An 18,346-nucleotide genomic window follows, 5' to 3' on the forward strand; every position below is an offset into this window, starting at 1 on the left:
GGACTTTATTCCAGTCCCTCTCGCTCGCGTCGTTTCATCAAGCGGATTTCCGACTGAAAATCTTCGGCGCTTTCAAAAGACTTGTACACCGAGGCAAATCGCAGGTACGCAACTTCGTCCAGTGTGCGAAGCGGTTCCAATACCGCCAGTCCAATGTCATTTGCCGCAACTTGAGAACTTCCTTGGGCCCGAACCGTCTCCTCTACTTGCTGCGCTAGCCGCTTCAATGCGTCGTCGCTAACGTTCCTGCCTTGACAAGCACGCCGAACACCAACGATCAACTTTTCCTTGTCGAACGGTTCAGTTACTCCATTGCGCTTCACAACGGTCAGCACGGCCTTCTCGATCGTTGTGAATCGGCCCCCGCACGATGTGCACTCTCGCCGCCGCCGGATAGCAGAGCCCCCGTCTACAACACGAGAATCTGTAACTCGCGATTGTTCGTGATGACAAAACGGACAGTACATCTACACCCCACTTTCTCGGAGAACAGTTATCACCCCCTACATTAGCGGGTTAACGTTGCGCTGCAGAAGCGACTTCATAGCTATGAGCAACGTTCGAATCGTCCCGCGACACCGAGTCCCACTCGCTATTACCGAAATCGCCCGAGATAAGTACAGCGACGAACATAGTTACCCCAAGAAGGGCTCCCATTAGAACGTTTGCTCGCTGCTCTTGAGGCTCGGCGGAAGAATAAACGGTTGGCTCGGGAGCATCTGCAGCCGCCCAGCGGCAACGAAAGTTCTGGTTGATAACCTGCTCGTGGCGTGACGGCTCACCCCCTCGATCACCCCGCATGGGTACAAAATCCCACACTTCAGCTGGCATTGAAGACCGTGGTGCAAGTGGAGCTCCCGCCATATCAGCACGAGTAGAAATTATTTTCGCCTGGTCAATGATGCTCATAAAATGCCCCTTACTTCATTTCGCGAATTCGAAGGTTTCTCATCTCACGCGAAACATTTTTAGCGTATTTGTTCGATTTAACTTCTATGTTCGATTTATACCATCTCATATCAGATCCCCACAACCCCCCCAACTATCGAACATATTTGCCCTCTTTGATATATTCTGTACAGAAGACACTATCGAGACTCAATGTGAGGACCCATGGCACGCAAGAACACAACCAGTGAAAAGTTCGATATGAGCGTACTTTCAGACAGACAAAAGCGAATCCTTCAAGTCATTCGCGACGCCGTCGTATTACGTGGCTATCCACCAAGCATTCGAGAGATCGGCGACGCCGCAGGACTCCAATCAACTTCTTCTGTCGCCTACCAGCTGAAGGAGCTCGAAAAGAAAGGGTTCCTTCGCCGTGACCCAAACAAGCCACGAGCCGTAGACCTCCGCCACCTGCCAGAATCTATGGGAGGTTCGGTTACACCGAAAGACGATGCGGACATTGATGGAACTTCTCCAGCACGGATGATCCCTGTCCTCGGCCAAATCGCCGCTGGAACTCCGATCCTGGCAGAGGAAAACATTGAACACTACTACCCCCTGCCGGAAGAACTACTCGATAGCGGCGACCTCTTCATGCTTCAGGTGGTTGGAGAATCAATGCGCGATGCAGGCATTCTCAATGGTGACTGGGTAGTCATCCGCTCACAACATGTTGCCGAAGAGGGCGAGTTCGTAGCAGCGCTAATTGACGGGGAGGCAACTGTCAAGGAGTTTCATAAGGACTCTTCCGGAGTATGGCTCATTCCTCATAACGATGCCTTTTCTCCGATACAAGGCAACGACGCCGAGATTATGGGCAAAGTGGTCTCTGTTTTCCGGACCCTGTAGCCATTTTTCGCCATTTCGCCCCCAACCGGGGGCTATCAAACACATGTAAAAGCATTCGGGCGCACGGTTTTGCAACAATAGGGGCAACCTAATTTTTGAACCCTGCTGATTCGTGGTTGCCCCACGGAGGAGTTGTATGTACGCCGAAGAGAGAAGAAGGCAGATCGCGTCACTTACCGCAGTCGAAGGACGCGTGAATGTTACGGAGCTGGCCGAACGGTTTGATGTAACAGCCGAGACCATCAGGCGGGACTTGGCAATTCTCCATAATGAAGGAATTGTCCACCGCGTTCACGGCGGAGCCGTCGCTAGCCAATCATTTCTCACCACAGAGTTTTCTCTTGATGCCCGGTTCCGGTCGGCACCGACCGCCAAATCGGCGATCGCGCGCGCTGCGACACAGTTTCTCCCAGAGGATCCTGGCGCTGGCATCTTTCTCGACGCCGGCACCACCATCAATGGACTGGCCGATCTTATTGCCGCAGCAGGAAAAACACAACATTGGTCTATAGTTACGAACTCCCTCCCGATCGCGCTAGACCTATCATCCTGCGGGCTTACAGACGTTCAGCTCCTCGGGGGGACAGTCCGTGCAATCACCCAAGCTGTTGTAGGCGATACGGCATTACGCACTCTCGCGCTTATGCGTGCAGATGTTGCTTTTATTGGCACGAATGCCTTGACTATTGACCACGGCCTCTCTACCGCCGACGCCCAAGAGGCTGCGGTCAAATCTTCAATGGTCACCAATGCACGCAAGGTAGTTGTGCTCTGCGACTCCACGAAGCTCGGCAATGATTATCTAGTTAGCTTTGCGCCGCTAGACGCAATTGACGTCGTTGTTACCGACACAGACGCACCAGAGAGCTTTGTCAGCGAATTGCGGGAGCGTGGAATCAAGGTCGTCCTTGCCGAAGAGTGAAACAAAAGGAATCAAATGCCCGATTGTGCCCGTTCTATTGCATTAACGGACATAATCGGGCATTATGGCTTTAGTAGCGCTTTTCGATACTGCAGCTGCACAACAGACTTTCGGTAGGCGCTACCCCACAGAGCACCAATTACTCTAAGGATGCGCCACATGATTCTGACGTTCACTCCGAATCCAAGTACAGATGCAACGCTTTCTGTAGCAACGTTGCGTCGCGGCGAAGTCGCCCGTGCCATTACCGCTACGCGAGAAGCTGGCGGAAAAGGCGTCAACGTGGCCCACGCCGTAGCGAAGGCTGGAAGAGCGGCACTCGCTGTAGTTCCCTGCGGGGAAAGCGACCCTTTCAAGTTCGCTGCTAACCGACTCGGTTTTCCTTTTGTTTTCATCCCGGTTGAGGGCAATATCCGTACCAATACTGCGATTACTGAATCCGACGGTACGACTACCAAAATCAATGAGCCTGGCCCTCAATACACCATTGATGTCCAGCAGGGGTTCCTCGACGCGCTTGATTCGCATAGCAGCGAATGTAAGGCCGTCGTCATGGCAGGGTCGCTGCCAAGTGGAGCCCCGGCGGATCTCTACGCAACGTTGACCCGAGAAATCCGATTGAGGCTCGCCGAAGACGTACTGGTGGCCGTCGACACATCAGACGAACCCCTGGTAAAGCTGGGAGATCAGCTTGAATCTGCAGCCCCCGATATCCTGAAACCCAACGCTTTTGAATTAGCGCAATTGGTGGGAGCCGATGGGCATGTACTAGAGACTAGCGCTTCAGCCGGAGACTACTCCGAGGTTGTTCAGGCAGCGAAACGCTTGATTCAGCGAGGGGCTAAAGAAATTCTCGTCACCCTCGGTGGCGCAGGTGCTTGCCTGGTCACCGCAGACTCTGCCTGGGCAGCAACGCCCCCACCGACTGTTGTGAAATCTACCGTTGGAGCAGGCGACAGCTCACTTGCTGGATATGTTATGGCTCGCACTCAACGCCTGCCGTTGGACCAGTGCCTCCAAACCGCGGTCGCCTATGGCTCTGCTGCAGCAGGCCTACCAGGTACCGGGATTCCAAGCCCTGACGACATCAACTTGGAACAAACCCAAGTCGTAGAAATCGATTCATAATTTAAGAGAACAGGAGTCCACCATGAGTGACAACATCATCACTCCACAACTCGTTAGTCTCGATGTGGACTACGGGTCGACGCCAAGAGAGGTCATCGAACACCTCGCGCAGCAAGCCCAGGACGCAGGCCGAGCAAGCGACAGCTTGAAGCTAGCCGACGCAGCTTACGCCCGTGAGCAGAAAGCTGGCACCGGTGTGAATGGCCGTGTTGCAATCCCCCACTGCCGCACCGAAGCAGTCGAAACCCCAACGTTGGTTTTTGCCAGGTTACAGCGGCCCGTTGACTTCTCGGGGCCAGATGGAGACGCAGAGCTTGTATTTTTGATCGCTGCTCCTGAAGGCGGCGGTAAGGCGCATTTGAAGATCCTTTCCAAGCTCGCACGTGCCTTGGTACGCGGCGACTTCGTAACTCAGCTCCGCGAGGCAAAGGATGAGCAAACGGTCGTCAACGCGGTGCTGGACGTCGTCAACGCTGCTCCTAAGAAGAAAACTGCCGCAGCACCTACTCCCGCTGCGACGGGCAAGACCGATGGCGTGAAAAAGTTTAGGATTGCAGCTGTTACATCGTGCGCGACCGGCATTGCCCACACATACATGGCAGCCGACGCTCTGACACAAGCTGCGCAGGCTCGCGATGATGTCGAGTTTCAGGTGGAGCCGCAAGGTTCTTCCGGCGGCGATCCTCTGGATCAGGCCTACATCGACAGTGCTGACGCCGTAATCTTCGCCCATGATGTTGCTGTGCGTAACAAAGCACGTTTTGCAGGCAAGCCGGTCGTTGATAGTCCAGTAAAGCGTGGCATCAACGAGCCAAACAAGATGATCGACGAGGCCATTGCCGCTGCAAACGATCCGAATGCACCAAGAGTCACCACGGCGGGATCGGAGCAGCGAGAAGACTCCGCTTCCTCTGGTGAAAGCTGGCCAAAGAAGATCCAGCAAGCTGTAATGACCGGTGTGTCGTACATGGTGCCTTTCGTTGCAGCAGGCGGCCTGCTCCTCGCGCTTGGTTTCCTCTTCGGCGGATACGACATGGCGAATGGCTGGCAGTCCCTCGTCACGAACTTCTCCCCGACCCACCTGCCTGGACATACAATCGATGTCGACGGTGAAATGATGACGTTCCGCCGTTCCGGCTGGCTTCTGTATCTCGGTGCTGTCATGTTCGCGACAGGCCAGATGGGCATGGGCTTCGTTGTTGCGGCGCTCTCCGGCTACATCGGGTATGGCCTTGCAGGACGTCCAGGTATCGCGCCAGGATTTATCGGCGGTGCTATCTCCGTCATGGTTGGCGCAGGTTTTATCGGCGGCCTTGTCACAGGTCTGCTGGCTGGTTTGATCGCATACTGGATCCAGACATGGAAGGTTCCGCGCTGGCTCGGGTCCCTGATGCCAGTGGTCATCATCCCGCTGCTGACTTCCCTTGCTATCGGCCTCATCATGTTCTTACTGTTGGGGCGTCCGCTTGAGTCTCTCATGCTGGGACTGCAGGGCTGGCTTGAGTCGATGAGCGGATCCTCTGCGGTCCTGCTCGGCGTCATCATCGGGCTCATGATGTGCTTTGACCTAGGTGGCCCAGTCAACAAGGCGGCGTACCTCTTCGGAACCGCTGGTCTGTCTGCGGGAACGGAGGCAAGCTTCCAAATTATGGCGGCTGTAATGATTGCTGGCATGGTTCCCCCGATCGCACTGTCAATCGCGACGTTCCTCCGCAAAGGATTGTTTACCCCGGCGGAGCAAGAGAACGGCAAATCCGCATGGCTCCTCGGACTGTCGTTTGTCAGCGAGGGCGCAATCCCGTTTGCTGCAGCTGACCCGTTCCGCGTTATCCCTTCGATGATGCTCGGTGGCGCCACTGCTGGCGCGGTCAGCATGGCACTCAATGTTGGTGTGCAGGCTCCACACGGTGGTCTCTTCGTGCTCTTTGCCTACGAGCCTTGGTGGGGACTGTTCGTCGCGCTCATTGCAGGCGTGGCGGTCGCAACTGTAGCGGTCATCGTCGCTAAGCAGTTCTGGCCAAACGAGGAGATCCAGAAGGTCGCTGCCCAAGCAGAACCTGCAGCGGTGGCGAACTAAGGACACAGGCCCCTAAACTGAATACAGAAACTCGATAGATACTTTCAAAGCAGAAAGGATGAAGCACATGGCTTCAAAGACAGTTAAAGTCGGATCCACCGTTGGACTGCACGCACGTCCAGCAACCATTATTTCTGACGCCGCCGGTGAATACGATGACGAGGTCATCCTGACCCTTGTCGGTGACGAGGACGAGGAAGAGACGGATGCTGCTTCCTCGTTGATGATCATGGCAATGGGCGCCGAGTTCGGTGATGAGGTCACCGTTACCTCTGACAACAGTGAGGCAGTTGAAAAGATTGCCGCATTGATCGAGAAGAACCTCGACGAAGAGTAAATCCCACAACAAAAGCCCGGGCGCTACATCTGAGCGCTCGGGCTTTTGCTTGTTCGAGCTATTTTCGAGATGCAGCGTTGAACTGCCCCTCACCCACTGTGTTGTAAATCCACTTCAACAGAGGATAGAACACGATGATGCCGACCGACCCCAGGGCAATGCCCTCAAGCGTCACCTGACCGACAGTGAACGACAGGTTGCCGATACCAACAATGAGTGCCACAGCCGCAACTGTTAGGTTCACCGGGTTCGTGAAATCTACCTTGTTATCCTGCCAAATACGTACACCAAGCATTCCAATCAGGCCGTAAAGAACCAGGCACGCTCCGCCCAGCACACCGGCTGGGATTGTGAAGATGACTGCGCCGAACTTCGGGATGAACGCCAAAACGATCGCGAAACACGATGCGACCCAATACGCAGCCGTCGAGTAAACCTTGGTAGCAGCCATCACGCCAATGTTCTCCGCATAAGTCGTTGTACCAGAGCCGCCAAAGCCACCAGCCAATGTCGTCGCGATACCGTCACCGATCAACGCCCTGCCTTGGTATGGGTCCAGGTCGCGTTGCGTCATCTCAGAAACTGCCTTGACATGACCAATATTCTCCGCGATCAGCACGACGATGACAGGAAGCGTCACCAAAATCGCTGAGAGGTGGAACTCTGGCGTATGGAACTGCGGCAAGCCGATCCAAGGACTAGCGCCAATTGTGTCCAGTGCATCATCCGATAACCCGCCAGTGAGCGCCGCAAACACCCAGCCGACGATGACGCCGATCAGAATGCTCAGACGAGACAGCATTCCCCTCGCAGCGACAGTCAGCAGAGCAATCGTGCCGAGCGTGACAAACGCGACCCCGGGCTGAGTTTCCACATTAGAAACGGCAGTCGGCGCAAGATTGAAACCGATCAACGCGACGATGGCACCAGTGACCGTGGGAGGCATGACGGCGTCGATAACTTTCTTGCCTGCAAGTTGAACAACAAAGCCAACTGCAATCAACGTCAGACCCGTGATGAGTACCCCGCCCAACTGAGAGCCGATTCCGTACTGGGACGACGCAGACAGCGGCGCGATGAAAGCGAATGACGAGCCAAGGTAGCTAGGCAGTTTATTACGGGTAATCAGCAAAAAGATGATGGTTCCCAGTCCTGAAAACAGCAGCGTTGTGTTTACAGGGAATCCCGTCAACGTTGGAACGAGAAGTGTGGCTCCGAACATTGCTACGACATGCTGCATGCCGATGCCAATTGTTCGAGGCCAAGAAAGGCGTTCATCAGGGGCGACCACCGCGCCGGGCAGAACGCGGCGCCCGTCGCCATGCAAGGTCCATCCAATAGTTTTACTCACAGGCTCATATTATGTCGCTAGATAATTGCCGAAAGCGAATTGGGCAAAGTAGCGTAATACGCATGGAGATTTTCATTCGCCGCACGGCAGACGAAATTGGCGATTTCGCTGCAAACATGATTGAACCATTCGTCAAGCAAGGTGCAACGCTTGGTCTTGCTACTGGCTCGACACCGAGTCCAACGTATCAGGCACTAATCCGAAAGCACCGCGAGGAAGGCCTCAGCTTCGCCGACTGTGACGCATTCTTGCTCGACGAATACTACGGAATCGATCAACACCACGAGCAGTCATACTGGTCCACAATCCGACGCGAGCTGACGGCATCAATCGATATCGATGACGCGGCCGTGCACTCGCTTAGCAGCTCAGCGGCCGATCCGGAGCAAGAGGCTGCGACGTATGAGTCCATGATGAAAGACGCCGGTGGTGTCGACATTCAGCTGCTCGGCATCGGCGCGAACGGCCATATCGCTTTCAACGAGCCGACCAGCTCGCTGAGTTCCCGGACCCGACTGATTGATCTACGCCCGCGGACCATTGCTGACAACGCACGCTTCTTCGAGTCAGAAGATGAAGTGCCTCGCCAGGCAATGACACAGGGCATCGGCACCATCTTGGAAGCGAAGAAGATCCTCCTCATCGCTACCGGTGCAGCGAAGGCCGAGGCTGTCCAAGCAATGATCGAAGGGCCCTTGAGCTCTTTCTGCCCTGCCTCATCGCTGCAAATGCACAACGATGTGTGCATATTACTCGACGAAGCCGCAGCATCCGGCCTCGGCGATGTGGAGTTCTACAAGGAGATCGACGCCTACTGGCGTTAATTCACCACTCCAGCAGTCTCTAGTAGACCTGCTGGACAAACTCGTCATACTGGCGCGCCAGAACTCGTGGCAAGCGGACATCGATCCTGGTGCCGTCGGTTTCATATTCTTCGGAGCGAATCGTCCCGTGTTCATGGACGAGTGAGACAACATCTCCTCGGGTGTAGGGGATCAGCATGACTACATGCTCATCGAGCGTGTTCAGGAACATCTCGATTTTTCCCTCGAGTTCAGCAATACCCTCACCCGTGAGCGCTGAGACAAACACCGCTTCCCGACCGGTCGCGTCAAACACGTGGCGTAACTCTGCCAAAACCACAGGGTCAGCGGAGTCAATCTTGTTGACGACCACAATCTCCGGAGGCAATTCGGAATCTTTATCTCGCGTGATCTCTGCCAGCACCTCGCTCACGGCAGCAATCTGCTTGAGTGGGAACTCGTCTGCTCCATCAACGACGTGTAGCAAAAGGTCTGCATTGCTCACTTCCTCCAGCGTCGACTTAAACGCCTCGACCAACTGGGTCGGCAGGTGCCGAACGAAACCAACTGTGTCCGTCAAAACGACGTTTCGCCCATCAGCCAGCGTTGCGCGTCTCGTGGATGGGTCAAGCGTTGCAAACAATGCGTCTTCCACAAGCACGCCGGCGTCCGTCATTGCGTTAATGAGTGAGGACTTCCCTGCGTTCGTGTATCCGGCAATCGCAATCTTGGGTGTCGTCGAGCTCTGCCTCTTCGCGCGCTTAATCTGACGAACAGTCTCCATGTCTGCTAATTGATGACGCAGCTTTGCCATCTCTGAGCGCAACCTTCGCCGGTCTGCCTCAATTCTGGTTTCACCAGGACCGCGCAAACCAACGCCGCCATTCGAACCCGCACGACCACCGGCCTGGCGCGAAAGGTTGCCGCCCCAACCACGGGTACGGGTGTAGAGATACTCCATCTGCGCGAGGCTAACTTGTGCTTTGCCCTCCTTGCTCTTTGCGTGTTGAGCAAAGATATCCAGAATGAGCATCGTTCGGTCGATCACTTTAGAGTTGAGGGCTTCCTCTAGCGCCACCATTTGACCAGGGGATAGCTCACCGTCGAATACGACGGTGTCCACTCCACTGGCGTCGACAATCTCGCGCAGCTCTTTCACCTTTCCGGAACCAATGTATGTCCCTGGATCCGGCTTATCTCGTTTTTGATAGAGCATGTCAATAACTTCAGCGCCTGCGGTTTCGGTCAGTGCTGCCAATTCCCGCATGTTTGCTTCCATTTCGGCAGTGGAACCTTCAGTCCATGCTCCAACAAGGATGACGCGCTCGAGCCGCAGTTTACGGTACTCGACTTCGTAGATGTCTTCCCGGTCTTCGTTGCGCAGCTCTGTCGTGGTGTTTACGCGACGAAACGAGTTTCGTTCCTCTAGGTCGAGTGCGCCCTGTGTTGGCGTCGATAGGTCTGTTCCCGAGGTTTCGGTGCGCGTCTGTGCGTTATGGCGAAACGCTTCATCCAGCAACGCCTCATGCGAATCAGGAGTGGTTGATTTCGAATTCATGCAAGCTTTCAAAAATAGTGGGTATACGTAACTTTTTTCGCTTTCTTCCTTGCTCAACGGTAGCCCACCCATTTTTCTTCCACCACATTTCTTCACCTCAGAGCGCATTCGACTAGGCTTCACATTTATGAACCAACAACCTCTGACTGAAAACAAGGATCTGGCAGCGATCGGCCTGAGCTTTCCTAAGTGGCAAGACGCGGTAGAAGCTGCAATCGCATCCGGTCGCCTCGGTGTTATCGGTGAGGTACGTGGCGGCCAAATGGTCCAATACCAGGACCACTCTGGTGCGCAGCTGAATATCTTGGCAGTTGAGCCTTTCGCCACCTTTGCCGGCTTTGAGGGCATCACACGCACAAACGCGCACATCACCCCGGCAACCGATGTGGTTGCGCTTGCTGAGGTTGTGGATCCACATGGGAATCCAATCGGATCTCTGACGCTAAACCTGGCGCAGGAGCCATTGATCGTCGATGAGCCCACAATCCAGTGGCAAGAGCTCAGCGTGACCGCCCTTGCACTCGATGTGAGCACGTACGAATCCACCTCTGCTTATCTTGAGGAGCACCCTGGTAGCACGGTTGGCACAGTCATTTCTGCAGGAGCCGAAGCGATTGCAACTGGGGCAGCCTCCTCCCCCGATGCAAAAGCCACTTTTTCCGCACGCGTGCTGGAAGCTGAATACCGCACGTCGGAGTTGACGGGTGACCGCTTCATTCATGTTTCAGTCGACGGGGCGTTTCCATTCGACGTTTGCTTACCTGATGGCGATCTCCCCCAACGCGACCAAGTCATCGCAGGCAACGCCGTCATGGTCGGTACCATCCCGGTGCCTACAGGTGGCGGATGTGGTGGTTGTGGTGGCTCCTGCGGTTGCGGTGGCGGCTGCTAGGAACTAGGCACTACTCATGGATCCAGCACGTCGTGATCTTTCCATAGCACTGTGGGGCGCCCTGATCTTCGCCGTCATGGTGCTGCTTGTGCTGCTCCTCAAGACTCCTGGCGCCATCATCGCCGGGCTGATTGGTGTCACGGCGCTTTTGACCCGCAGGCGTTTTATTCCTAACCCGGAAGTAGAGTCGCTTCGCTCATCGCTTCTGATTGCGTGCGATGACATCCGCGACATCGTTGAAGCATTTGATAACTTGCAACATGGTAGCTCGACGCAGGCGTTGGCCGACCGCACGCTTCATTTTCCCGCGCTTGCGAACACCGATCTTTCTGTACCAGAAATCAGCGAATTTCATCTCAAGTACAGTGCGGCACAGCGCTTTCTCGCGCGCGTTGACACCTACTTGCAGTCACCGGACTTGGAACGCGTCCACCTTGAAAAACTCATTCGAATTGCGGACGAGCGCGCCCTCGAGCTTGAGGACGCCTGGGTGGCTGCCCGTAACGCTGCTCGAGAAATTGGTCCGTCGTAATCAACCAAGCTGTGCTACTAGTTCCGCAACGTCATAGTTCGCCGCGTCAATCCAAGTGATTCGTTTGTCGCGCCTAAACCAGGATTTCTGACGCCGCACATAGCGCCGCGTTCGCAGTTTGGTGTCCTCGCAGGCTTCGTCGATGGTGAGGTGGCCGTCGATAACTCCAAGTCCTTGGGCGTATCCGATAGCCCTGCCAGCAGTCGAATCCTTCGCTAATCCCTGGCCCACCAACCGATGAATCTCATCGATGAGCCCCTGCTCGAACATCGCATCAGTACGCTGCGCAATCCGCGGGTTGAGCCACTCTGGGGTTGTCTCCAGCCCAATCATGCGCGTACCCCAGCGTGTAGGGGCGTTTTTGGGGGGTTGAGATGCCTGAAAAGGCTTACCAGTAAGCTCAATGACTTCGAGTGCACGCACTGTGCGCCGGGGGTCACGGTCTTCAATTATCGACGCCGCCACAGGGTCAACTGCAGCTAGCTGCGCATGAAGGCGATCTATTCCGATTTCCTTCAATAGAGACTCGTAGCGCCCGCGGACTTCGGGGTCGGTTGGCGGGAACTGCCAAGCGTCGACAAGTGACTGCATGTACAGCATGGACCCACCAACGAGAATCGGCAGCTTTCCTCGATTGGAGATCTCCTCAACGGTCTCCACCGCTCGTTGCTGATACTCTGCGACACTGGCGGTTTTCGTAACCTCCCAGATATCAAGCAGGTGGTGCGGTATTCCTTGTCGCTCCGCGAGAGGTAATTTGGCAGTGCCGATATCCATCCCGCGGTAAAGCTGCATCGAGTCAACGTTGACAATCTCACCATCGAGTTCGTGCGCAAGCGCGAGACTCAGCGAGGACTTACCTGAAGCCGTCGGGCCGACGATTGCTACTGGTTGGTGTCCGATCTCCTTGTTCACTGCTCTACCTCCCAGTAAGCAACATACCGACCAACGCCCAACGTGTCGTCTACGTCTACGAGTGTGGCCTTCGTTGGCTGCAGTGTTTGTAGCTCAAGCCAAATATCTGGTTCCAGTACTCCTGCGTCTCGCATTTCCTGCTCACGGATCAGGGAGCTTTGCTTTCCTGACAACAAAGCCTGGAGTTTGTCGTTCGTATCAGCAGCCGCAGGGATTAACGCTAGCGGGGCGCGAGTTGTCAGCCCTGCAGGTCCATCGACTACCAACACTGTGAGCACTGAAGGATCTAACGGCAACAGGTGCTCACGACTCTCACGCACCGTAGCCCCGTGAAGGCAGTATCTGGCGACAAGTTCGCCTAATACGTGCCCACCTCCTACTTCGACGTGTGGTGCTCCCCAGGCAGCAAACGAGCCAGCAAGGTGCGTTGCCCATCTCCTGTCGTGGCTGCACACAATGTCAATAGTTTTCGTCAGTTTTCCGGCTGTCTCTCTAATTGAGTTCAGCAAACGCTGCGACGGTTCGTCAGCAGGTGCGAGTTCTCGCACGAGAGCTGGCGAACCAGGCATGACAAGTAGGCAGGCACGGGCTTCATTCACCTCGCCCACCATAGTGGGGTTTTCTCGGAGTTGAAACCATGACACATGACGCATGTTCGTCTGCAACACGCTAGAGTTATGAAGACGAGAATGCCGTCGATTATGTATCTCGGCGCCGTGACGCGCGGCACAGCTATTTGTGAAAGGACTGTTTCATGACTTCCTCGACTCCAAAGCCACAGCCACCAGCTGGACGTCCGAACCCGGCTGCCATGCCGAAGCAAACGCCGAAGCCCGGACCTCGTCCAGGTGCGGCACAGTCTGTTCCTTCACAGCGGGTTGTTCCACTCGCGCATGCTCAGTCGTCATCAGCGAACACTGATCCGTCGAAGTTCGGGCGCGTCGATGATGCCGGCAATGTTTTTGTCACCCGTGACGGCGTTGAGCGTCAGATCGCATCTTGGCAGGCCGGGTCTCCCGAGGAAGGACTTCGCCACTACGGGCAGCGTTTCGACGACCTCATCGTCGAAACTGAAGTCCTGGAGGCGCGACTCACTGCACACCCAGAGGACGCACACACTCTGCATCGCAGCGTGACTGAGCTGAAAGACTCGCTGAAAGACGTCGCCGCAATTGGCGACTTCGCAGCGCTCGAGGCACGCCTAGAAGAATTACTGCGCAAAACAGAGGTTGCGGAACACGAAGCAAAGGAACTCAAGCAGACCCGACGGGCTAACGCAATTGCCAAAAAGGAAAGTCTAGCGGCCGAGGCTGAGGAGATCGCCGAGAAGTCTACGGACTGGAAGGCTGCCGGGGACAGGATTCGAGCGATCCTCGAAGAATGGAAGACGATCCGCGGTATCGATCGCACAACCGACGACGCGCTCTGGAAGCGCTACTCGCGTGCACGCGATGCCTTCAATCGCCGTCGTGGGGCTCACTTCGCTGAGCTCGATAGGAATCGCGCAACGGCTCGTCGTATCAAGGAGGATATCATCGCCCGCGCGCAGGCAATCCAGGACTCAACGGATTGGAACGCCACCGCCCGTGCCTACCGCTCTCTGATGGATGAGTGGAAAGCAGCCGGACGCGCCCCACGTGGCGTCGACGATGAGCTGTGGGCACAGTTCCGCTCTGCTCAGGATCACTTCTTCGCCGCCCGCAACGCCGTAAACGCGGAGCGCGACCGCGAATTTGAAGCAAATGCTGCAGCTAAGGACGCACTTATAGATGAGTACGATGCGCTCATCACTCCAGAGAAGGGTCTAGGTGCGGCACGTGCCAAGCTGCGTGAGCTCCAGGAGAAGTGGGACGAAATTGGATTTGTGCCTCGCAACAAGGTCCGTACGTACGAAGACAAGATTGCTCGGCTGGAACAGCGCGTAGCGGATGCAGAGGAATCACGATGGCGCAAAGCAGACCCTGAGGCACAAGCGCGGGTGAATCAGTTCCAGGAGAAAGCTGATCACTTCCTGCAGCAGGCTCAGGAAGCTGAGGCAGCCGGGAATTCCTCCAAGGCGGCGAAGCTCCGTGAACAGGCTGAGCAGTGGCAGGAGTTTGCCAACGTCGCAGCGAAGGCCGTCGACGAGCAGTAGTGCTATATCCCTTGATCGTAGGGAGTGCCGACCCGTCACACGCCGCAGTCTCCTCCTACGCATTCTCAGTCACGCTTGCTATCCAGGACATTACGGGAGAAGCGCACTCCGGAGTGAGTGCAGCCCATCTCGCGAAACGCCTGGAGGGATCCGAAGAATCGTTAGCGCTTCTCTTCGCGCTGTGTAGCAAACCAGCGCCACGGTCCCTTGGAGCGTTCGGTTACCCAGTGCTGACTGAGGATGATCTGTACGACGTCGAAGGCTGGGTGCTCATATCGCTTCCTCTACTTGAGGACGTCGATGTGTTAGAAGCGAACGTCACTATCGACGCCTCCATCGCTCCTCTTCCCGGGGAGGAGCAGCCGGCGCACGTGTGGCGAAGTGCGCTCGCGCTGATTGACGCGCTTTCTGCAGAGTTGCACCGTCCCATCCGTCAGATTTGGATCACGGAGCCATTGGGGGCACCGGAGCACCCATTCCTTCGCGCTGACGGCTACACGCCGGCGCACTGTGAGCGACAGGCAATTATCAACGCGGACGCTATCGTGGCGCCTGACCAGAATGATAGGTGCGACGTGATTGAAGACATGGCATTCGACCCTACTGATCTGCCCTCCTTCTTAGCTACTCTCCAGGAGTCCGCAGCGAAATACCCTCGTGGTTCACTATCGCTCGAGCCTGTCCAGTGGTCTGCGTCCCGTCTTCAGGACGCTGCTGCACGTCTCAAGGACCGCGGCGGTTCCCAGATCACCGCCATTGCCCGTGATGTCTCAGGGAAACCGGTCGGGCTTGCAGAGGTAGCAAAATTCGAGAATGACGCAGATTCTGTTGCAGAAATCGGGCTGGTGTACGTACGGGAGGCAAGCCGGGGACTCGGTTTAGGCAAGCGCGCCTTGGCTTCTGCGATATCAGCCGCGCTCTCGATTTGGCCACAAACGAAGCAGATCTACGCTTCTTATCCCAACCCGCAGCCGGGTGCGAGCCACATTCTCGACCACTATGCCCCAACCGGGATAAGCCAGGCGACGGCCTGGCAGAAGGGCGTACCAAAGCTCGATAGCTAGTTGCTTCTTTTGTGGCGTCGTGCCGCGTTCGCTCGTCGGTCATCGACAAGCAGTGGGTTCGTTTCTTGCTCCTGATGAGTCCGCGTCGCATTCAATTGCGCATCCGCGATATCCGCGTCGATTTCGCTTGGCTGATTCCGGAGCAGTTCCGGGGCAACCGCTGTCTTTCGCACGAACAGCGGAATGTACGTCAACACGACCAGGAGTACCGCGACAACTTCTAGGTAAAACCCGGGCCCGTGCTGAAACGTTCCTGCAACACCGGTACTCGACTTCCGCAGCCACACTGCCAGCAACGAGCTAACCAGGGCAACTGTTGAAATCATCCACGCGGCTGTGGCCATTCCGAAACGTCGCGAAACCGTCACTAGCGACGTGCAAACGCCTACGCCTAAGAAGCCTAGCCATACAAATACGTACTCCGTGATCTTGGTATCTGCACTGCGGGCGCCTTCGCCCACCGCGAGCACCTGCCATCCGGGAATGTCACCAACGAAGGGCAAAAACAGCGCAACAAGCCACCCAATACTTGCAATACCGAGTACCCAGCGCGCGGATCCTAATTCCATTTTCATTGAAGTCTCCCTTCCAGTAGTCGCGTGGTTTACGCTTCAGGAGTCGTGCAGCAGCCAGTGTTGCTTACGTTAGTCACTGGAACGATGTCTGGACGTGCAACCGTAGGAATTCCAAGTCCCACCCCAACAGGTGCAGTCGTTGGTACCTCGCCTGCCTCAGCGTGATCACCCGCGAGTGTGCGTCGGTGTGAAAGCACACCAGAATCCGCGATCAGAAAATATGACTTTGCTTCGGTGATACGAGCGGTAACAATGTCACCCGGACGGATGGCAGATCGATTGGCCTCATCGACAGCAAAGTGCACGAGCCTGCCGTCGCGAGCGCGTCCTGACATTCTGTGAGTCGTCTCGTGCTTTCGACCTTCGTCCTGCTGAACAAGGAGTTCTTGCACAGATCCAATGAGCTTTTCATTCTCTTCCAGGCTGATTCGTTCCTGGAGTTCAAGCAGTCGTTCGAACCGCTCCTGCACCACAGCTTTCGGAACCTGGTTTTCCATTTCAGCCGCCGGGGTCCCAGGGCGCGGTGAGTACTGGAATGTATAGGCGGACGTGAATCGTGCCTTCTCAACTACATCAAGCGTTGCCTGGAAGTCTTCTTCCGTCTCGCCTGGGAATCCGACAATGATATCGGTGGTGATCGAAGCCTCAGGAAGCTTCTCACGGACCTCATCCAAAATGCCTAAAAACTTCTTGGATCGGTACGAACGGCGCATGTCCTTGAGTACTTTGTCAGACCCCGACTGCAACGGCATATGTAGCTGCGGGCAAACGTTCGGGGTTTCTGCCATTGCGTCGATGACGTCAGATGTAAACTCTGCGGGGTGCGGGGAGGTGAAGCGAACACGCTCGAGGCCTTCGATCTCGCCACACGCTCGTAGCAGTTTTGAAAACGCGGACCTATCTCGCTCCATTTCCTCGTCAACGAAATGCACACCGTAAGCATTGACGTTTTGGCCAAGCAAAGTGACTTCTAAGACGCCTTGATCCACGAGCGCCTGTACCTCGGCGAGGATATCGCCCGGACGGCGATCAACTTCTTTGCCACGCAGACTCGGAACGATACAGAATGTACACGTATTATTGCACCCGACAGACACCGAAACCCAGCCCGCATAGCTACTTTCACGTTTCGCTGGAAGAACAGAAGGAAATACTTCGAGCGCTTCTGCAATTTCAACTTGCGCCTCGCCCTGTACTCGTGCACGTTCCAGCAGTACCGGCAGTGAGCCCATATTGTGGGTCCCGAAGACCGCGTCTACCCACGGTGCTCTCTGGATAACGTGGTCTTTGTCTTTCTGCGCCAGACATCCACCAACCGCAATCTGCAAATCAGGCTGCGATTCCTTAACCTTTTTCAAATGTCCAAGCGTTCCGTACAAACGCTTGTCTGCGTTTTCACGCACGGCACAGGTGTTGAAAACGATGAGGTCTGGGGCCTGCCCATCTTCAACTGCCACGTACCCCGAATCTTCCAGCAGACCCGACAACCGCTCCGAATCATGAACGTTCATTTGGCATCCGAAGGTTCGTACTTCGTATGTCCTTGATGCAGCCATCTGGTTCGCCTTTCCTGGTTGATTACGCGGGCCTACGCAGGCACGGCTGAACATTCTAGCCACTGCCAACTACCCCGCCCAAACGCCGCAAATTGCTCCCTAGGAAGTCTCTCGAAGTGATTCAACCCTTGTATCTAGTGCAGTTCTTGCGATAGACATGCACATACCTTGTGGAAAGCCTCGACGCGCCAGCACTCCGACAACCCTGCGCAGCGCGCGGGTGTACTCCGCGTGCCCCGCTGGTGGTGTTTTCACTTCTCGCGCCTTCTTTTCCGCGAGGGCTTCAGCAATTGCGTGTTGGTCCTCGTCACTGATTTGTGCGAGCGCGGCGCGCCGATCTGTTTCTGAGACTCCTTTTTCCCTGAGCTCGCGGTCCAGAAAGCTTCTCGACTTTCCTCGACGTTTCGCCCGCTGTCGAACCCATTCATGGGCGAAGCGCCGATCGTCGAGAAGCGAGGACGCGCGAAGAGACGCCAGTACCTCATCAACGAGAGGCGCTGGGAACTCAGCCTTGACAAGACGCTCCCTGAGTTCATGCTCTGATCGCGGTCGCTGATCCAGCAACCTTAATGCACGCCGCCGTACTGGAGCGAGGGCTTCTTCACGTTCGTAGTTGAAGAGTTCTCCATTCCCACCGGTAGCTTCCCATTCGGCAAGTGCGTCCTGCAGGCGTTGAATCTTTTCCGGATCTGGTGTTGCCACGTA

At 55.8% G+C, this 18,346-nt stretch carries 18 protein-coding genes and 1 pseudogene; 10 read left to right on the forward strand and 9 right to left on the reverse strand.

The features are described 5' to 3' along the window. Positions 1-5: 5 nt before the first annotated feature. Together nrdR and KBP54_RS06655 are read right to left on the reverse strand one after the other, a co-directional pair. Positions 6-467 carry a transcriptional regulator NrdR gene (gene nrdR / locus KBP54_RS06650; RefSeq protein WP_070362341.1) on the reverse strand — a complete coding sequence of 154 codons (462 nt, stop codon included), beginning with the start codon at positions 465-467 and terminating at the stop codon, positions 6-8. A 49-nt stretch (positions 468-516) separates the two neighbouring features. Further along, the gene (locus KBP54_RS06655) at positions 517-909 is read right to left on the reverse strand and encodes a hypothetical protein (protein WP_143000867.1); all 393 of its coding nucleotides are present in this window, start codon (positions 907-909) and stop codon (positions 517-519) included. Positions 910-1,113: 204 nt separating this feature from the next. Here KBP54_RS06655 and lexA point away from each other — a divergent pair, with 204 nt between their 5' ends. From lexA to KBP54_RS06680, 5 genes are all read left to right on the forward strand, one after another. After that, positions 1,114-1,797: a transcriptional repressor LexA gene (gene lexA / locus KBP54_RS06660; protein ID WP_070976759.1), complete on the forward strand. Its 684-nt coding sequence runs from the start codon at positions 1,114-1,116 to the stop codon at positions 1,795-1,797. Positions 1,798-1,933: 136 nt separating this feature from the next. After that, positions 1,934-2,719: a DeoR/GlpR family DNA-binding transcription regulator gene (locus tag KBP54_RS06665; RefSeq protein WP_070478936.1), complete on the forward strand. Its 786-nt coding sequence runs from the start codon at positions 1,934-1,936 to the stop codon at positions 2,717-2,719. Between the two features lie 159 nt (positions 2,720-2,878). Next, a complete protein-coding gene (locus KBP54_RS06670) occupies positions 2,879-3,847 on the forward strand; it encodes a 1-phosphofructokinase family hexose kinase (RefSeq protein WP_070362337.1) in 969 nt (322 codons plus the stop codon). A 22-nt stretch (positions 3,848-3,869) separates the two neighbouring features. Continuing rightward, the gene (locus tag KBP54_RS06675) at positions 3,870-5,924 is read left to right on the forward strand and encodes a PTS fructose transporter subunit IIABC (RefSeq protein ID WP_070362336.1); all 2,055 of its coding nucleotides are present in this window, start codon (positions 3,870-3,872) and stop codon (positions 5,922-5,924) included. A 67-nt stretch (positions 5,925-5,991) separates the two neighbouring features. Then, the gene (locus KBP54_RS06680; protein ID WP_070363496.1) at positions 5,992-6,261 is read left to right on the forward strand and encodes an HPr family phosphocarrier protein; all 270 of its coding nucleotides are present in this window, start codon (positions 5,992-5,994) and stop codon (positions 6,259-6,261) included. A gap of 58 nt (positions 6,262-6,319) precedes the next feature. On the opposite strand, the gene KBP54_RS06685 is transcribed toward KBP54_RS06680, so the two are convergent. Then, positions 6,320-7,612 (reverse strand): uracil-xanthine permease family protein, encoded by a 1,293-nt coding sequence (locus KBP54_RS06685; RefSeq protein WP_070362335.1) that lies wholly within the window; start codon positions 7,610-7,612, stop codon positions 6,320-6,322. A gap of 62 nt (positions 7,613-7,674) precedes the next feature. Between KBP54_RS06685 and nagB the strand changes: the two genes are divergently transcribed. Then, a complete protein-coding gene (gene nagB, locus KBP54_RS06690) occupies positions 7,675-8,436 on the forward strand; it encodes a glucosamine-6-phosphate deaminase (protein ID WP_070362334.1) in 762 nt (253 codons plus the stop codon). Positions 8,437-8,455: 19 nt separating this feature from the next. Here nagB and hflX read toward each other — a convergent pair whose 3' ends face one another. Then, a complete protein-coding gene (hflX, locus tag KBP54_RS06695; RefSeq protein WP_070362333.1) occupies positions 8,456-9,973 on the reverse strand; it encodes a GTPase HflX in 1,518 nt (505 codons plus the stop codon). A 127-nt stretch (positions 9,974-10,100) separates the two neighbouring features. Here hflX and KBP54_RS06700 point away from each other — a divergent pair, with 127 nt between their 5' ends. Further along, positions 10,101-10,865 (forward strand): hypothetical protein, encoded by a 765-nt coding sequence (locus KBP54_RS06700; RefSeq protein ID WP_070976745.1) that lies wholly within the window; start codon positions 10,101-10,103, stop codon positions 10,863-10,865. Positions 10,866-10,881: 16 nt separating this feature from the next. Continuing rightward, entirely contained in the window at positions 10,882-11,397 is a 516-nt protein-coding gene (locus tag KBP54_RS06705; protein ID WP_070362331.1) for a hypothetical protein, read from the forward strand. Here the strand turns inward: KBP54_RS06705 and miaA are convergent, their stop codons facing one another. Both miaA and KBP54_RS06715 read right to left on the reverse strand, forming a co-directional pair. Then, positions 11,398-12,312 (reverse strand): tRNA (adenosine(37)-N6)-dimethylallyltransferase MiaA, encoded by a 915-nt coding sequence (miaA, locus tag KBP54_RS06710; protein ID WP_240492805.1) that lies wholly within the window; start codon positions 12,310-12,312, stop codon positions 11,398-11,400. Further along, the gene (locus tag KBP54_RS06715) at positions 12,309-12,911 is read right to left on the reverse strand and encodes a hypothetical protein (protein ID WP_256005081.1); all 603 of its coding nucleotides are present in this window, start codon (positions 12,909-12,911) and stop codon (positions 12,309-12,311) included. Before KBP54_RS06715 ends, miaA begins: the two co-directional genes overlap by 4 nt. A gap of 155 nt (positions 12,912-13,066) precedes the next feature. Between KBP54_RS06715 and KBP54_RS06720 the strand changes: the two genes are divergently transcribed. Continuing rightward, complete coding sequence (locus tag KBP54_RS06720) at positions 13,067-14,446, forward strand: DUF349 domain-containing protein (RefSeq protein WP_418904452.1); 1,380 nt, start codon at positions 13,067-13,069, stop codon at positions 14,444-14,446. Between the two features lie 11 nt (positions 14,447-14,457). Next, positions 14,458-15,510: a GNAT family N-acetyltransferase gene (locus tag KBP54_RS06725; RefSeq protein WP_240492804.1), complete on the forward strand. Its 1,053-nt coding sequence runs from the start codon at positions 14,458-14,460 to the stop codon at positions 15,508-15,510. Here KBP54_RS06725 and KBP54_RS06730 read toward each other — a convergent pair. From KBP54_RS06730 to recX, 3 genes and pseudogenes are all read right to left on the reverse strand, one after another. Continuing rightward, positions 15,507-16,094, reverse strand: a pseudogene (locus KBP54_RS06730) (Rv2732c family membrane protein); the annotation flags it as partial. The gene KBP54_RS06725 and the pseudogene KBP54_RS06730 overlap by 4 nt on opposite strands. 20 nt (positions 16,095-16,114) lie before the next feature. After that, on the reverse strand, positions 16,115-17,695 hold the full coding sequence (gene miaB / locus KBP54_RS06735) for a tRNA (N6-isopentenyl adenosine(37)-C2)-methylthiotransferase MiaB (protein WP_141742252.1): 1,581 nt from the start codon (positions 17,693-17,695) through the stop codon (positions 16,115-16,117). A 45-nt stretch (positions 17,696-17,740) separates the two neighbouring features. Next, positions 17,741-18,343: a recombination regulator RecX gene (gene recX / locus KBP54_RS06740; protein ID WP_071572548.1), complete on the reverse strand. Its 603-nt coding sequence runs from the start codon at positions 18,341-18,343 to the stop codon at positions 17,741-17,743. Positions 18,344-18,346 lie beyond the last annotated feature (3 nt).

The sequence above is a fragment of the Corynebacterium pseudogenitalium genome (assembly GCF_024453815.1).
In the GTDB taxonomy this organism is placed as follows: domain Bacteria; phylum Actinomycetota; class Actinomycetes; order Mycobacteriales; family Mycobacteriaceae; genus Corynebacterium; species Corynebacterium pseudogenitalium.

Excerpts from the sequence above, each read along its gene's own strand:
- nrdR (WP_070362341.1), bottom strand. The coding sequence starts at position 467 with ATGTACTGTCCGTTTTGTCATCACGAACAATCGCGAGTTACAGATTCT.
- KBP54_RS06655 (WP_143000867.1), bottom strand. The coding sequence starts at position 909 with ATGAGCATCATTGACCAGGCGAAAATAATTTCTACTCGTGCTGATATG.
- lexA (WP_070976759.1), top strand. The coding sequence starts at position 1,114 with ATGGCACGCAAGAACACAACCAGTGAAAAGTTCGATATGAGCGTACTT.
- KBP54_RS06665 (WP_070478936.1), top strand. The coding sequence starts at position 1,934 with ATGTACGCCGAAGAGAGAAGAAGGCAGATCGCGTCACTTACCGCAGTC.
- KBP54_RS06670 (WP_070362337.1), top strand. The coding sequence starts at position 2,879 with ATGATTCTGACGTTCACTCCGAATCCAAGTACAGATGCAACGCTTTCT.
- KBP54_RS06675 (WP_070362336.1), top strand. The coding sequence starts at position 3,870 with ATGAGTGACAACATCATCACTCCACAACTCGTTAGTCTCGATGTGGAC.
- KBP54_RS06680 (WP_070363496.1), top strand. The coding sequence starts at position 5,992 with ATGGCTTCAAAGACAGTTAAAGTCGGATCCACCGTTGGACTGCACGCA.
- nagB (WP_070362334.1), top strand. The coding sequence starts at position 7,675 with ATGGAGATTTTCATTCGCCGCACGGCAGACGAAATTGGCGATTTCGCT.
- hflX (WP_070362333.1), bottom strand. The coding sequence starts at position 9,973 with ATGAATTCGAAATCAACCACTCCTGATTCGCATGAGGCGTTGCTGGAT.
- KBP54_RS06700 (WP_070976745.1), top strand. The coding sequence starts at position 10,101 with ATGAACCAACAACCTCTGACTGAAAACAAGGATCTGGCAGCGATCGGC.
- KBP54_RS06705 (WP_070362331.1), top strand. The coding sequence starts at position 10,882 with ATGGATCCAGCACGTCGTGATCTTTCCATAGCACTGTGGGGCGCCCTG.
- KBP54_RS06720 (WP_418904452.1), top strand. The coding sequence starts at position 13,067 with ATGACTTCCTCGACTCCAAAGCCACAGCCACCAGCTGGACGTCCGAAC.
- miaB (WP_141742252.1), bottom strand. The coding sequence starts at position 17,695 with ATGTTCAGCCGTGCCTGCGTAGGCCCGCGTAATCAACCAGGAAAGGCG.